This is a genomic window from Methylophaga thalassica, assembly GCF_030159795.1.
Taxonomy (GTDB): Bacteria; Pseudomonadota; Gammaproteobacteria; order Nitrosococcales; family Methylophagaceae; genus Methylophaga; species Methylophaga thalassica.
The window spans coordinates 1-15,433 of the sequence record NZ_BSND01000011.1 but is presented as its reverse complement, the minus strand read 5'-3'; the positions used below and the strand labels follow the sequence as shown (position 1 = coordinate 15,433).

Sequence of the window (15,433 nt, the reverse complement as noted above, 5' to 3'; positions counted from 1 at the left end):
GAATTCACCACCACTTAATTCACCCAACACTTTGGTGATCGCCGCTGTCAGCGTAGTTTTACCATGGTCAACGTGACCTATGGTGCCCACGTTGACGTGGGGTTTTGTACGTTCAAATTTTGACTTGGACATTCTCGTCTACCTCGTTTAACTTACGTTATTTAGTTTTGTTAATGATCGCTTCTGCAACATTGTTTGGTATCTCACTGTACTTGGCGAACTCCATTGAGTAAGTTGCTCGACCTTGAGTAGCAGAACGCAAATCAGTTGCGTAACCAAACATTTCTGCAAGAGGCACTTCAGCCTTAATAATTTTTCCACTAGGTGCATCGTCCATACCACTGACCATGCCGCGACGGCGATTCAAATCACCCATCACATCACCCATATATTCTTCAGGTGTTACCACCTCGATATTCATTACAGGTTCCAATAAAACGGGTGACGCTTCTAGCGCACCGTTTCTAAATGCCATTGAGCCTGCAACTTTAAAAGCCATTTCGCTGGAATCAACATCATGGTATGAACCGTCAAACAAGGTTACCTTGACATCTTCCACAGGGTAGCCGGCTATTACACCATTTTTCATCTGCTCTTGTATACCCTTATCTACAGATGAAATATATTCTTTTGGTACCGTACCGCCGACAACCGCATTTTCAAAGGCATAGCCAGCACCCTGCTCTTGCGGTTCAATTTTGATCCAGACGTGTCCATACTGGCCTTTACCACCACTTTGGCGCACAAATTTACCTTCTGCATCAACAGTTTTACGAATTGTTTCACGGTAAGCAACTTGAGGCGCACCAACATTTGCACTGACACTAAACTCACGTTTTAAGCGGTCAATAATGATGTCGAGGTGCAACTCCCCCATACCGGCGATAATTGTTTGTGCAGATTCTTCATCTGTACTCACTCTAAAAGAAGGATCTTCCTTAGCCAACTTACCTAGGGCAATGCTCATTTTCTCTTGATCAGCTTGAGTTTTTGGTTCAATTGCCACAGAGATAACGGGTTCAGGGAACTCCATTCTTTCTAATGTGATTTTATGATCTAAATCACATAGTGTTTCACCAGTAATGGTGTCCTTCAAACCTATTGCGGCAGCAATATCCCCTGCTCTGACTTCAGAGATTTCTTCACGACTGTTTGCATGCATTTGTACCAAACGACCAATGCGTTCTTTTTTTCCTTTAACAGGATTAAAAACGGCATCGCCTGACTTTAAAACGCCTGAATAAACTCGGAAGAAAGTTAATGTACCAACAAACGAATCAGAAGCTATTTTGAAAGCAAGTGCTGCAAATGGTTGTGTATCATCAGCTTCTCGGGTTTCGTAAACATCGTTATCAACATCAACGAGACCTTTAATAGCCGGCACATCATTAGGAGCAGGCATATACTCGACTACGGCATCCAGAACGGCTTGAACACCTTTATTTTTAAACGCTGAACCACAAAATGCAGGCACGATTTCATTGGCTAGAGTTTGATTACGAATACCTTGTTTGATTTCATCTGGCGTTAATTCACCCACTTCCAGATACTGGTTCATCAGTTCTTCGCTTGATTCTGCAGCAGATTCGACTAATGCTTCGTGATATTTCTGACACTCAGCCAGCATCGATTCAGGAATATCACGTAGTTCATAGGTGACACCGAGATCGGCTTCATTCCAATAGATCGCTTTCATGCGAACCAGATCTACCACTCCTTCAAACTCATCTTCCGAGCCGATAGGTAATTGCATAGCTACAGGCTTTGCACCAAGACGATTTTTGATTTGCTCTAGGACGCGTAGAAAATTCGCTCCTTGGCGATCCATTTTATTAATGAACGCCAGACGAGGAACGTGATATTTGTTGGCTTGACGCCAAACAGTTTCTGATTGAGGTTCGACACCGCCGACTGCACAGAAAACAGCTACTGCACCGTCTAGTACACGTAAAGACCTTTCTACTTCAATAGTAAAGTCTACGTGACCGGGTGTATCAATGATGTTAATACGATGTTGTTCAAATTGTTGATCCATGCCAGACCAGAAGCATGTTGTAGCAGCTGAGGTAATTGTAATACCGCGTTCCTGCTCTTGCTCCATCCAGTCCATAACAGCAGCGCCATTGTGTACTTCACCAATTTTATGTGAGATGCCCGTATAGAACAAAACACGCTCTGTTGTCGTGGTTTTACCCGCGTCAATATGAGCCATGATGCCTATATTTCGGTATCTATTAATAGGTGTACTACGTGCCACTATTAGCTACTCTTAAATCAACAATGTTAAAGAACAAACCGTCACCAGAACTATGCTGGTGACGGAGAATAATAATTTTAGAAACGGAAGTGCGAGAACGCCTTGTTCGCTTCTGCCATACGGTGTGTATCTTCTTTTTTCTTAACTGCAGTGCCTTTGTTCTCGTAGGCATCAGCAATTTCACCAGCTAAGCGCATACCCATTGATTTTTCACCACGTTTACGTGATGCTTCAACCAACCAACGCATCGCTAATGCTACACGGCGCTCTGGACGTACTTCTACTGGCACCTGATAAGTAGCACCGCCGACACGGCGAGATTTCACTTCAACCATCGGACTGATATTTTCAATGGCTTTTTGAAATATTTCTAAGCCGTTAGCAGATTTACTTTCAGAAACAGTATCTAATGCACCGTAAGTAATTTTTTCAGCAACAGACTTTTTACCATCTTTCATGATGACGTTGATGAACTTCGCTAAACCGATATTTTGAAACTTCGGATCAGGCAGTACTTCACGTTTAGCAACAACCCTTCTTCTTGGCATTTGTCTTTCCTAATACTTTATACGTTTAACGCTTAAGTTTTGTAACTTAGCCCTTCGGACGCTTAGCGCCATATTTAGAACGGCCTTGGCGACGAGCTGATACACCAGAGGTGTCTAGAGCGCCACGAACAGTGTGATAACGAACACCAGGTAAGTCTTTAACACGACCGCCACGAATCAGAACAACACTATGTTCTTGCAGGTTATGGCCTTCACCACCGATGTAAGAAGTCACTTCAAAACCATTAGTCAAACGAACACGGGCTACTTTACGCATCGCTGAGTTAGGTTTTTTTGGTGTAGTTGTGTAAACACGAGTACATACACCACGGCGTTGCGGACATGCTTGCAACGCCGGTACGTTATTCTTTTTCTTTTGTTTCAATCTTGGCTTACGAACCAACTGATTAATTGTTGCCATTAGTACAACCTTAACAAATATCTATCGATGGTATCCTGCGATACTATTATTCTCGCATTACCATCCATTAAAAAGCGGGCACTCGATTTCTGAGTGCCCGACAAAGAAGACGAATTTTATAACGTAAGATGCCTTACGTCAACAACTTTATGAAACCTCTTTGATTTCTTCGTCTTTATCTTCAGTTACTGCTGATGATTTAGTCACTGGTGACTCACCTAATGCTTCCTGACGACGACGCTGGCGCTCTTTATGATAAGCAAGACCAGTACCAGCAGGAATCAGACGACCAACAATAACGTTCTCTTTCAAGCCACGTAAGTTATCACTCTTACCTGTCACAGCGGCATCCGTCAGCACGCGTGTAGTTTCCTGGAACGATGCTGCTGAAATGAATGACTCCGTTGCCAATGAGGCTTTTGTAATACCTAACAGCAGCGGTGTAAACGTACATTCAACTTTCTCTTTAGCACGCAGTTCATCATTAGCATCAAGTACGCGATCGTATTCAACTTGCTCGCCTTTCAGGAATTTACTATCACCGACGGCATCAATTTCAACTTTACGCAGCATCTGACGCACAATCACTTCAATATGCTTATCGTTAATTTTAACCCCTTGTAGACGGTAAACTTCCTGTACCTCGCTCACCATATAGTTAGCTAATGCCAAGACACCTTTCAAGCGCAAGATATCATGTGGGTCTTCTGGCCCATCTACTAACATCTCACCTTTCTCAATGTGTTCACCTTCAAACACAGAGATATGACGCCATTTTGGAATTAACTCTTCATACGGTTCGCCTTCTTTAGGCGTGATGATCAGACGTTGTTTACCTTTTGTTTCTTTACCAAAGCTGACCGTACCACTGATTTCTGCCATCAAAGCAGGATCTTTTGGTTTACGTGCTTCGAACAGGTCAGCAACACGTGGCAGACCACCCGTAATATCACGAGTTTTACTACTTTCCTGAGGAATACGTGCAACGATGTCACCGATTTCAACTTCTTGTCCATCACTAACGCGAACAATCGCACCACCTGGCAGGAAGTACATTGCAGGAATATCTGTCCCTGGAATAAATACATCGCTACCATTTGCATCCGTCAGGCGAACCATAGGACGCATGTCTTTTGCAGAACTGCTACGTTGTTTAGGTTCACGAACAATGAAGCTCGTCAGACCTGTCACTTCGTCGACAGTTTTATCAACTGTCACACCTTCAACCAGATCACTTAGCTGAACAACACCTGCTACCTCGGTTACAACCGGATGCGTATGCGGATCCCAGTTAGCCACGATTTGACCTGCATCGACAGCTTCATTGTCAGCTACTGTCATTTCAGCACCATAAGGGATCTTATAGCGCTCACGCTCACGGCCATTTTCATCAATCAGGTGTAACTCACCTGAACGTGAAACGGCAATAAACTTACCGGCAGAGTTTTGAACATATTTAATGTTGTGGTAACGGATATTACCTTTATATTTCAAGGCAACAGAGTTATCGGCAGCTGTTCTTGATGCCGCACCACCGATGTGGAAGGTACGCATCGTTAACTGTGTACCAGGTTCACCGATTGACTGAGCAGCGATAACACCTACCGCTTCACCAACGTTGATTTGATGGCCACGACCTAAGTCACGTCCATAACACGATGCACAGACACCATAGCGAGATTCACAAGTAATCGCACTACGTACCATAACTTCGTCAATACCTTCGCTTTCAAGTTTATTGACCGCTGCTTCATCAATCATTTCACCAGCAGCGAGTACAAGACGCTCACCATCAGATGATTTCAGGTCTTGTGCTACAACACGTCCAAGTACACGTTCACCAAGTGGTTCAACAACATCACCACCCTCAATGATAGGTGACATGTTTAAACCTAATGTTGTGCCGCAATCTTCTTCAACAACAACCAAGTCTTGAGAAACATCGACCAAACGACGTGTCAAATAACCTGAGTTTGCTGTTTTCAATGCTGTATCGGCCAAACCTTTACGAGCACCGTGAGTCGAAATAAAGTACTGCAAAACGTCCAGACCTTCACGGAAGTTCGCCGTGATAGGTGTCTCGATGATTGAACCATCTGGTTTAGCCATCAGACCACGCATACCAGCAAGCTGACGAATCTGCGCTGCAGAACCACGAGCACCGGAATCAGCCATCATGTAGATGGAGTTCATGGAGACTTGTTCAACTGAATTACCTTCAGCATCGGTAACTGTATCTTTACCAATACCGTCCATCATCGCTTTTGCAACTTGGTCATTAGTGCGTGACCAGATATCGATAATCTTGTTGTAACGTTCACCATCAGTTACTAAACCAGAGGCATATTGAGATGCAATTTCTTCAACTTCTGCTTCAGCCTTCGCAAGGATTGATGCTTTTTCGACAGGGATAACCATATCGTCTGCACCAACAGATGCACCAGACTGTGTTGCTTGAGTGAAGCCAAGGTACATCAACTGATCAGCAAAGATAACAGTATCTTTAAGACCTAAACGACGGTAACAAGTGTTAATAAGATCACCAATCGCTTTTTTCGTCATCGCACGATCAACTACTGAGAACGGCAGACCTTTTGGCACGATGCTAAATAGAATCGCACGACCGACTGTTGTTTCTACACGAATGCGACGAGTTTGCTCAGGTTCAGGCAAAGTAATATCAGTTTCTTCCAGACGCACCGTTACTTTCGCATGCAGCGAAACGACTCTGTTATCGTAAGCACGACGCAATTCTGAAAGGTCCGCAAAAACACTACCTTCACCCTTCTCATTCACACGGTCGCGCGTCATGTAATAAAGACCCAATACCACGTCCTGTGATGGAATGATGACTGGCTCACCATTAGCTGGAGACAGAATATTATTGGTTGCCATCATCAGTGAACGCGCTTCTAACTGTGCTTCTAATGATAATGGTACGTGAACCGCCATTTGGTCACCGTCAAAGTCAGCATTAAACGCACTACAAACTAATGGGTGAAGCTGAATCGCCTTACCTTCAATAAGTAATGGTTCAAACGCTTGAATACCTAATCTATGCAGAGTCGGTGCACGGTTAAGCATGACCGGGTGTTCACGAATCACATCTTCCAGGATATCCCAAACTTCAGGTCCTTCGCGTTCTACCATTTTCTTAGCAGCTTTAATCGTTGTCGCCAGACCTGCACGTTCAAGCTTGCCATAGATAAATGGTTTGAATAATTCCAATGCCATTTTCTTAGGCAGACCACACTGGTGTAATTTCAGATATGGGCCAACCACGATAACTGAACGGCCTGAATAGTCAACACGCTTACCTAACAAGTTCTGACGGAAACGACCCTGCTTACCTTTAATCATGTCTGCCAGAGATTTCAATGGCATGCGGTTTGTGCCTGTGATAGCACGTCCACGACGACCGTTATCTAGTAATGCGTCTACTGACTCTTGCAGCATACGTTTTTCATTACGAACGATAATGTCAGGTGCATTCAAATCTAATAAACGTTTCAGACGGTTATTACGGTTGATCACACGACGATATAAATCATTTAGATCCGATGTCGCAAATCGACCACCATCAAGAGGAACCAGAGGACGCAGATCAGGTGGCAGTACTGGAAGCACTTCCATAACCATCCATTCTGGTTTGTTACCCGACTCATGAAACGCTTCCATCAGTTTCAGGCGTTTGCTCAGTTTTTTGATTTTTGTTTCTGAGTTAGTGCCATCAATTTCTTCACGGATAGTTTCAATTTCTTTGGCGACGTTAATGTTGCGCAATAACTGCTGTACAGCTTCCGCCCCCATACGCGCATCAAATTCATCACCGTACTCTTCAACTGCCTGCAGGAAGGTCTCATCAGACAGCAACTGACCTTTTTCTAAAGGCGTCATACCGGGATCGACGACGATGAACGCTTCAAAATACAATACACGCTCAATATCACGCAGTGTCATATCCAAAAATAATGAAATACGTGATGGTAATGATTTCAGGAACCAGATATGAGCAACCGGGCTAGCGAGTTCAATGTGCCCCATACGTTCACGACGTACTTTGGCAACAGTCACTTCAACGCCACATTTTTCACAAATGACGCCACGGTGTTTTAAGCGTTTGTATTTACCGCATAAGCATTCGTAGTCTTTTACAGGACCAAAAATTTTGCAGCAAAACAAACCTTCACGTTCCGGTTTAAAAGTACGGTAGTTGATGGTTTCTGGTTTTTTGACTTCGCCAAATGACCATGACCTCACCATTTTAGGTGAGGCAAGGCCGATGCGAATGGCGTCAAATTCTTCTGGCTGAGTTTGTTGCTTTAACAAATTAAGCAAGTCTTTCATCTTTCATTCTCCGCTGCCGTTAGACGGCTAATATCTTGATTATCTGTAACAACCCGGTATGTCTTATTCATCGACCAAGTCGACATCAATACCAAGTGAGCGAATCTCACGGGTTAATACTTTGAATGACTCAGGCATACCTGCGTCCATTCGATAATCACCATCAACGATGTTTTTATAAATCTTAGTACGACCGTTAACATCATCTGACTTCACAGTTAACATTTCTTGCAAGGTGTAAGCAGCACCATAAGCTTGTAGTGCCCAGACCTCCATCTCACCGAAACGTTGACCACCGAACTGTGCTTTACCACCCAGCGGTTGTTGTGTAACCAAGCTGTATGGGCCAGTAGAACGAGCATGCATTTTGTCATCAACCAAGTGATTCAGTTTCAGCATGTGCATGTAACCAATCGTCACTGGACGGTGGAAGAAATCACCTGTTCTACCGTCAATCAGTCTTGCCTGACCACTACGTGGCAGACCAGCCAGTTCCAGCATGTTTTTGATTTCTTCTTCGTCAGCACCATCAAATACGGGTGTTGCCATCGGCACACCACCTTTAAGGTTTTTCGCTAACTCAATAATTTCATCGTCGGTTAATGAGTCAAGATCTTCTTTGGTTCCGCTTGTGTTGTAGACCTTATCCAAGAAACCTCGCAGCTCAGCAATACCTTTTTGCTGTTCTAACATTTCTTCAATACGGTAGCCCAGTCCACGAGCAGCCCAGCCTAAATGCACCTCAAGAATCTGACCGATATTCATACGTGAAGGTACACCCAGTGGGTTCAACACGATGTCTACTGGACGACCATCTTCTGTATATGGCATATCTTCAACAGGTACGATGTTAGAGATAACACCTTTGTTACCGTGACGACCCGCCATTTTATCACCTGGCTGGATACGACGTTTAACCGCTAAGAAGACTTTAACCATACGTTGAACGCCTGGCGCTAAATCATGACCTGAAGTCAGTTTCTCCTTCTTCAGTTCAAAAGCATCTTCCATTTCCTGACGGTACTGTTTCAGATGAGCATTAGCATGTTCAAGTTGCGTATTGAGGTCTTCTGACTCCATACGTAAATCAAACCACTTAGCATGCTCCAAACCGTCTAAATATTCTTTAGTCAGTTTAGTACCCGCTTTCAGGTTTGGACCACCTTCAGCAACTTTGCCAACCAAAGCACGTTCCAGACGCTCAAATACGTCTTCAACCATAATACGGTTCTGATCTTTTAAGTCAGCCCAAACTTTCTCAAGTTCCGCTTTCTCAATTTCACGTGTACGTTCATCTTTTTCTACACCATCACGAGTGAAGACTTGAACGTCAATAACCGTACCGTATGTGCCAGATGGAACACGTAAAGACGAATCTTTAACATCAGCCGCTTTTTCACCAAAGATCGCTCTTAACAGTTTTTCTTCTGGTGTTAATTGCGTTTCACCTTTTGGCGTGACTTTACCAACCAAAATGTCGCCAGGTTTGACTTCGGCACCCACATAGACAATGCCAGACTCATCCAGTTTTGCCAGGGCACTTTCACTGACGTTCGGGATATCACTAGTGATTTCTTCCGTACCCAGTTTGGTATCACGCGCTAAGCAGTTCAGTTCCTGAATATGAATAGTTGTGAAGCGATCTTCTTCAACCACGCGCTCAGAAACAAGGATCGAATCCTCGAAGTTATAACCATTCCAAGGCATGAATGCGACCAGGATATTTTGTCCCAGTGCTAACTCACCTTTATCGGTTGATGGACCATCAGCAAGCACATCACCAGCACCTACCACATCACCCGGTTTCACAATAGGGCGTTGGTTAATACAGGTACTTTGGTTAGAACGTGCATATTTAATCAGGTTATAAATATCGACGCCTGATTCTGAACCTTCAGTTTCATCATCATTAACACGGATAACGATACGGCTGGCATCAACTGAATCCACGATACCACCACGTTTTGCTGTGACCATCACGCCTGAGTCTTGTGCTACAACACGTTCGATACCTGTACCAACTAATGGTTTATCTGCACGTAGTGTAGGAACAGCCTGACGTTGCATGTTCGAGCCCATCAAAGCACGGTTCGCGTCATCATGCTCAAGGAATGGAATCAACGAAGCAGCGACAGATACTACCTGACGAGGCGATACGTCCATCAATTGTACTTGTTCAGATGGCGTCAGTGATGACTCATTGCGGTAACGACAGTGAACCATGTTCTCTGCAATTGAATTATCTTCATTCAGTGCAATGGTTGCCTGAGCGATTTTATATTCGCCTTCGTCAATAGCTGATAGGTAAACAATTTCATCGGTCGCTTTACCATCAATCACTTTACGGTATGGCGTTTCGATGAAGCCATATTCGTTAGTACGTGCATAGGTAGCAAGAGAGTTAATCAAACCGATGTTTGGACCCTCAGGTGTCTCGATTGGACATACACGACCATAATGTGTCGGATGTACGTCACGCACCTCAAAGCCAGCGCGTTCACGAGTCAGACCACCTGGGCCTAAAGCAGATACACGGCGTTTGTGAGTCACTTCAGATAATGGATTGTTTTGATCCATAAACTGTGAAAGCTGGCTTGAGCCAAAGAACTCTTTAATTGCTGCAGCAACAGGTTTTGCATTAATCAGCTGTTGTGGCATTAAGCCTTCTGACTCAGCAATACTCAAGCGTTCACGTACAGCACGCTCAACACGAACCAGACCAACACGGAATTGGTTTTCGGCCATCTCACCTACGCTACGTACACGACGGTTGCCTAAGTGATCGATATCATCAACGACACCATTACCGTTACGGATAGCGATTAACTCTTTCAAGACATCCAGGATGTCTTCTTTTGACAGCGTACCTTCACCTTCCATCTCTTCACGACCAAGGCGACGGTTGAACTTCATGCGACCGACGTTAGAAAGATCATAGCGATCCAGTGTGAAGAATAGGCTGGTGAATAAATTCTCAGCAGCGTCTTCTGTAGGTGGTTCACCAGGACGCATCATGCGGTAGATTTCAACTTTCGCTTCTAATGGCGAGCGAGTTTCATCCAGACGCATAGTATCTGACATAAACGGACCATCATCGAGGTCGTTTGCGTAGATAGTTTCGATTTCATTGATATCAAAACGAGCGAAAGCTTCTAACAGATCTTCAGTGATTTCATCATTGGCAGATGCAAGTAATTCACCTGTTTCAGGATCAATCATATCTTTGGCAATCACTTTACCAACAAGATAAGACGAAGGAACCGTTAGTGAAGAAATATCTGACTTCTCCATACGGCGAATATGACGTCCAGTAATTTGACGCTCAGCTTCGACAATAACTTCACCATCAGTATCAACAATTTCGAAAGGCACTGATTGGCCCCTCAAACGTTGTGGTTCGAGTTTCATTTCGAAGTTATCGCCTTTTCTGACGAAACTATCTGTACTGAAGAAAATCTCCAGAATTTCCTGGTTGTTATATCCCAGGGCTCTTAATAGAACGGTCGCGGGCAATTTACGGCGACGGTCAATACGCACGAAAACAGCATCTTTAGGATCAAACTCGAAGTCGAGCCATGAACCACGATAAGGAATAACGCGTGCGTTAAATAAGATTTTACCGGAAGAGTGTGTTTTACCACGATCGCTGTCGAAGAACACACCAGGTGAACGGTGTAGTTGCGACACGATAACGCGCTCTGTACCGTTAATGACAAAGTTACCTTTTTCTGTCATTAACGGGATCTCTCCCATATAGACTTCCTGCTCTTTAATGTCTTTGACGACTTTTGATTTTGCAGGGGCATCTTTGTCATAAATGACAAGACGCATTTTTACTCTCAAAGGTGCGGCATAGGTTACACCGCGCAATTGACATTCTTTGACGTCAAAAGATGGAGTGCCTAAACGATAGCTGACATATTGTAGCTCTGCCATGCCTGTATGGCTCTTGATAGGGAACACAGATTCAAAAGCGGCATGTAACCCTTTTGCTCCGCGCTCATCTGCAGCGACGCCCATCTGCAGGAAATCCTGATAGGAATTCACCTGGGTAGCTAGAAGGTTTGGAACTTTCAAGACACTTGGACGCTTGCCAAAATCTTTACGAATCCGTTTTTTCTCGGTAAACGTATAGGCCATTTATTACACCTCGAAGAACGTCCTGAGTTCACACTTGTGGACTTCAGGAAAGATTGTTTTCTTAATGGTCAGTAATATGCACTGACCAGCAACGGAAAAAGGCCGGTGACCAAAGTCACCAGCCATTTTCTTTTTCGCAGTGGTCAGATGACCATTGCGATATATGAGACGCTTACTTAAGTTCAGCAGTCGCACCAGCTTCAGTAAGTTGTTTAACAACGTCTTCAGCTTCAGCTTTTTCAACGCCTTCTTTAACTGTAGCAGGTACGCCTTCAACCATGTCTTTAGCTTCTTTCAAGCCAAGACCTGTAATGCCACGAATAACTTTGATTACAGCAACTTTATTGTCACCGAAGCTAGTCATTACAACGTTGAATTCGCTTTGCTCTTCAGCAGCCGCAGCAGCTGGAGCAGCAGCAACAGCCGCAACTGGAGCAGCAGCAGTTACACCAAATTTTTCTTCCATTGCTTCGATCAGATCAACGATCTCTACAACTGTCATATTGGAAATCGCTTCCAAAATATCGTCTTTAGATACAGCCATGATAATTTTCCTATTTCAAGCTTACAGAATTTATTAACTTGCCCAATCCAATAGTGGATTAAGCTGCGTCTTTCGCATCGCGAACAGCCGCGAACGTACGAACCATCTTGCTGGTAGGTGCTTGCAAAGTACGAACAAATTTCTCGATAGGGGCTTTGATGGTGCCCATGAACATGCTGATAGCTTGTTCTTTGGTTGGCATCTTCGCCAGTCTTTCAAGTTCGCTGGCAGGGAATAATTTTCCACCCAGAGAAACCATTTTGACTTCGAGTTGTTTTTTATCTTTCGCAAAATCACCCATGACCCGTGCTACTGCACCTGGATCTTCCATAGAGAAGCCAAGAATCAGAGGACCTGTCATTCCTTCCTGCATGCAGGCGAAATCAGTACCTTCTACAGCACGGCGAGCTAATGTGTTACGAACTACACGCAAGTAAACATTTTGTTTACGAGCTGCAACACGTAGCTCGGTCATTTCAGAAACTGTCAATCCACGATATTCTGCAGCAATTGCAGAATAAGCATTGGCAGCAACTTCAGCGACCTCAGCAACGACGGCCTTTTTACCTTCAAGATTTAAAGCCACCTAAGACCTCCTTAGGTTCATTCATGTTCATGAATGAATAGTTGCTAAAAAAGAGAGTGCTAACACTCCCACCTTTACGGTATTCAACGTCAGAGATTCTGCAGCTGAACCCGTCTGCGCAGGCTCGCTCATAGTTAATGAGCCAATTAAAATTTCTTACCTGCGGTCTTAGACGACTCAGCCATAAGGCTGAGCGGTCCAAATTTTTAATCTATCCTAAGAAAGATTTGTCTACAGTGACACCAGCACCCATTGTGCTAGAGACACTGATACGTTTGATATAAACACCTTTTGCTGAGCTTGGTTTAAGCTTATTCAGGTCATCAATCAACGCTTGTAAGTTTTGACGTAATGCGTCTGTATCAAAGCTCGCATTACCAATTGGGCAATGGATGATACCAGCTTTATCAGTACGGTAACGAACCTGACCCGCTTTTGCATTTTTTACTGCTTCAGCAACATTCGGTGTCACAGTACCCACTTTAGGGTTAGGCATCAGACCACGTGGACCTAAAACCTGACCAAGTGTACCAACGATACGCATAGCATCAGGTGATGCAATAACGACATCAAAATCCATATTGCCTTTTTTGATGTCTTCAGCCAGATCTTCAAAACCAACGATATCAGCACCGGCTTCTTTAGCGGCATCCGCATTCGCGCCTTGTGCAAACACTGCAACGCGAACCGTTTTACCAGTACCGTTAGGTAAGACTGTTGAACTACGTACAACCTGGTCAGATTTACGTGGGTCAACACCTAAGTTAATTGAAACATCGATTGATTCAACAAATTTTGCTGAAGCGTTTTCTTTGACGAATGTTAAAGCATCATCAATTGAGAATACTTTGCCATTTTTTAATTTTTCGCGGATAGCGCGAGTTCTTTTACCTAAAGCAGCCATTACTCAACACCCTCCGTGTTCAGACCCATGCTACGTGCAGTACCTGCAATTGTTCTTACAGCAGCGTCTAAGTCAGCAGCTGACAAGTCAGGCATTTTAGTATTTGCAATTTCTTCTAATTGAGCGCGAGTCACTGTACCGACTTTGTCAGTATTTGGACGGCTGCTGCCGCTTTTCAAACCAGCTGCTTTTTTCAACAGAACTGAAGCAGGAGGTGTTTTAGTGATAAAAGTAAAACTTTTATCATTATAAACAGTGATCACGACCGGGATTGGCAGGCCGTTTTCCAGATTTTGTGTTTGCGCGTTGAAGGCTTTACAGAACTCCATGATGTTCACGCCTTTCTGACCTAACGCTGGACCAACTGGTGGGCTTGGATTCGCTCCGCCTGCTGGCACTTGTAGCTTGATGTAAGCTTCAATTTTCTTTGCCATGATTTCTCCTTATGGGTACAAACGCTTTTCAGCTCCCCGCTAAATATAGTCAACGCAATTAGGGTTGACCTTTGTCGAACTTAGCCTTTAGCTACCTGGCTAAATTCTAATTCCACTGGTGTTGAACGTCCGAAAATAACCACCTCAACACGCAATTTACTTTTCTCGTAATTCACTTCTTCAACAACGCCTGTAAAGTCGTTGAATGGGCCATCAGTAACACGAACCACTTCACCGGGTTCAAACAAGACTTTAGGTCTTGGACTTTCAGCACCATCTTGAACGCGTTGTAAGATTTGATTAGCTTCTGCTTCACTAATTGGCGCCGGCCTGTCGCCTGTGCCACCAATAAAGCGAAGTACACGTGGTAGATCATTCACCACATGCCATGTTTCGTCATCCATTTCCATGTTGACGAGAACATAACCAGGGAAGAATTTACGTTCACTCTTCCGCTTTTGACCTTCTTTCATCTCAACGACTTCTTCAGTCGGAACGAGGATTTCACCGAACTTATCTTGCAGCTCAAGGCGATTAATACGCTCTTCAAGAGATCGTTTTACTTGTGCTTCAAAGCCTGAATAAGCCTGAATTACATACCAACGTTTACTCATTTGAAACCCTGTTTTATAGTGTCAGAGCGCGGACGCCCCAACCTAATAACGAATCAACGCCCCATAGCATCAATGCGACCATCATCACCATTAAGATAACGACCAAAGTCGTTTGGACTGTTTCTTGACGCGTAGGCCATACAACTTTTCTTACTTCAACATTGGTATCTCTAACATAAGATAAAACTGTTGAACCGATAGTTGTTTTTGAAGCGATAAACAATGATACACCTGCAACTACTAACAAGCCTAACACGCGTAACAATGTTGAATACTCTGCGTATGTATAAAACAAAGTAATCGCAGCCGCCATTAAGACAACTGCGATAATTAGTTTAATATTGTCTGCCATTTTATTCGTTATATCCGCTTTGAGGAAAACATATGATGGCAGGCCAGGAGGGAATCGAACCCCCAACCTACGGTTTTGGAGACCGTCGCTCTGCCAATTGAGCTACTGGCCTATCATATGCTCTCAAAAATTGCTGAGTGCCTATGCACTCAGCATCGTGGCATCCTTATACTATTCGACTATTTTACTAACGACACCGGCACCAACAGTGCGGCCGCCTTCACGAATAGCAAAACGTAACCCTTCTTCCATCGCAATCGGTGCAATTAAAGTTACGTCCATCTTA

13 protein-coding genes and 1 tRNA gene are annotated in these 15,433 nt (G+C 44.0%); all 14 read right to left on the bottom strand.

Going from position 1 to position 15,433, the window contains the following annotated elements; all coding sequences use genetic code 11:
• Nucleotides 1–132 (bottom strand): GTP-binding protein (locus QQL60_RS12525; protein WP_284723503.1); only part of this gene is annotated, 132 nt, incomplete at its 3' end.
• A 25-nt stretch (nucleotides 133–157) separates the two neighbouring features.
• On the bottom strand, nucleotides 158–2,257 hold the full coding sequence (gene fusA / locus QQL60_RS12520) for an elongation factor G (RefSeq protein WP_284723502.1): 2,100 nt from the start codon (nucleotides 2,255–2,257) through the stop codon (nucleotides 158–160).
• A gap of 77 nt (nucleotides 2,258–2,334) precedes the next feature.
• The gene (gene rpsG / locus QQL60_RS12515; protein ID WP_007144669.1) at nucleotides 2,335–2,805 is read right to left on the bottom strand and encodes a 30S ribosomal protein S7; all 471 of its coding nucleotides are present in this window, start codon (nucleotides 2,803–2,805) and stop codon (nucleotides 2,335–2,337) included.
• A gap of 46 nt (nucleotides 2,806–2,851) precedes the next feature.
• Entirely contained in the window at nucleotides 2,852–3,226 is a 375-nt protein-coding gene (rpsL, locus tag QQL60_RS12510) for a 30S ribosomal protein S12 (protein WP_007144668.1), read from the bottom strand.
• A 147-nt stretch (nucleotides 3,227–3,373) separates the two neighbouring features.
• On the bottom strand, nucleotides 3,374–7,573 hold the full coding sequence (gene rpoC, locus QQL60_RS12505) for a DNA-directed RNA polymerase subunit beta' (protein ID WP_284723501.1): 4,200 nt from the start codon (nucleotides 7,571–7,573) through the stop codon (nucleotides 3,374–3,376).
• Between the two features lie 63 nt (nucleotides 7,574–7,636).
• Entirely contained in the window at nucleotides 7,637–11,713 is a 4,077-nt protein-coding gene (gene rpoB / locus QQL60_RS12500; RefSeq protein WP_284723500.1) for a DNA-directed RNA polymerase subunit beta, read from the bottom strand.
• Between the two features lie 172 nt (nucleotides 11,714–11,885).
• On the bottom strand, nucleotides 11,886–12,257 hold the full coding sequence (gene rplL / locus QQL60_RS12495) for a 50S ribosomal protein L7/L12 (protein WP_007144665.1): 372 nt from the start codon (nucleotides 12,255–12,257) through the stop codon (nucleotides 11,886–11,888).
• A 58-nt stretch (nucleotides 12,258–12,315) separates the two neighbouring features.
• Nucleotides 12,316–12,843 (bottom strand): 50S ribosomal protein L10, encoded by a 528-nt coding sequence (gene rplJ, locus QQL60_RS12490; protein WP_007144664.1) that lies wholly within the window; start codon nucleotides 12,841–12,843, stop codon nucleotides 12,316–12,318.
• Nucleotides 12,844–13,054: 211 nt separating this feature from the next.
• Entirely contained in the window at nucleotides 13,055–13,747 is a 693-nt protein-coding gene (gene rplA / locus QQL60_RS12485) for a 50S ribosomal protein L1 (protein ID WP_007144663.1), read from the bottom strand.
• Nucleotides 13,747–14,181, bottom strand: coding sequence for a 50S ribosomal protein L11 (gene rplK / locus QQL60_RS12480; RefSeq protein ID WP_007144662.1), 435 nt, complete (start codon nucleotides 14,179–14,181; stop codon nucleotides 13,747–13,749). Before rplK ends, rplA begins: the two co-directional genes overlap by 1 nt.
• Before the next feature lie 80 nt (nucleotides 14,182–14,261).
• Entirely contained in the window at nucleotides 14,262–14,795 is a 534-nt protein-coding gene (gene nusG, locus QQL60_RS12475) for a transcription termination/antitermination protein NusG (protein ID WP_091716104.1), read from the bottom strand.
• Nucleotides 14,796–14,808: 13 nt separating this feature from the next.
• Nucleotides 14,809–15,147 (bottom strand): preprotein translocase subunit SecE, encoded by a 339-nt coding sequence (gene secE, locus QQL60_RS12470; protein WP_007144660.1) that lies wholly within the window; start codon nucleotides 15,145–15,147, stop codon nucleotides 14,809–14,811.
• Between the two features lie 36 nt (nucleotides 15,148–15,183).
• Nucleotides 15,184–15,259 (bottom strand) — tRNA-Trp (locus QQL60_RS12465).
• Nucleotides 15,260–15,318: 59 nt separating this feature from the next.
• Nucleotides 15,319–15,433, bottom strand: a 115-nt coding sequence (locus QQL60_RS12460) for an EF-Tu C-terminal domain-related protein (protein ID WP_284723499.1), incomplete at its 5' end; no start/stop codon positions are given.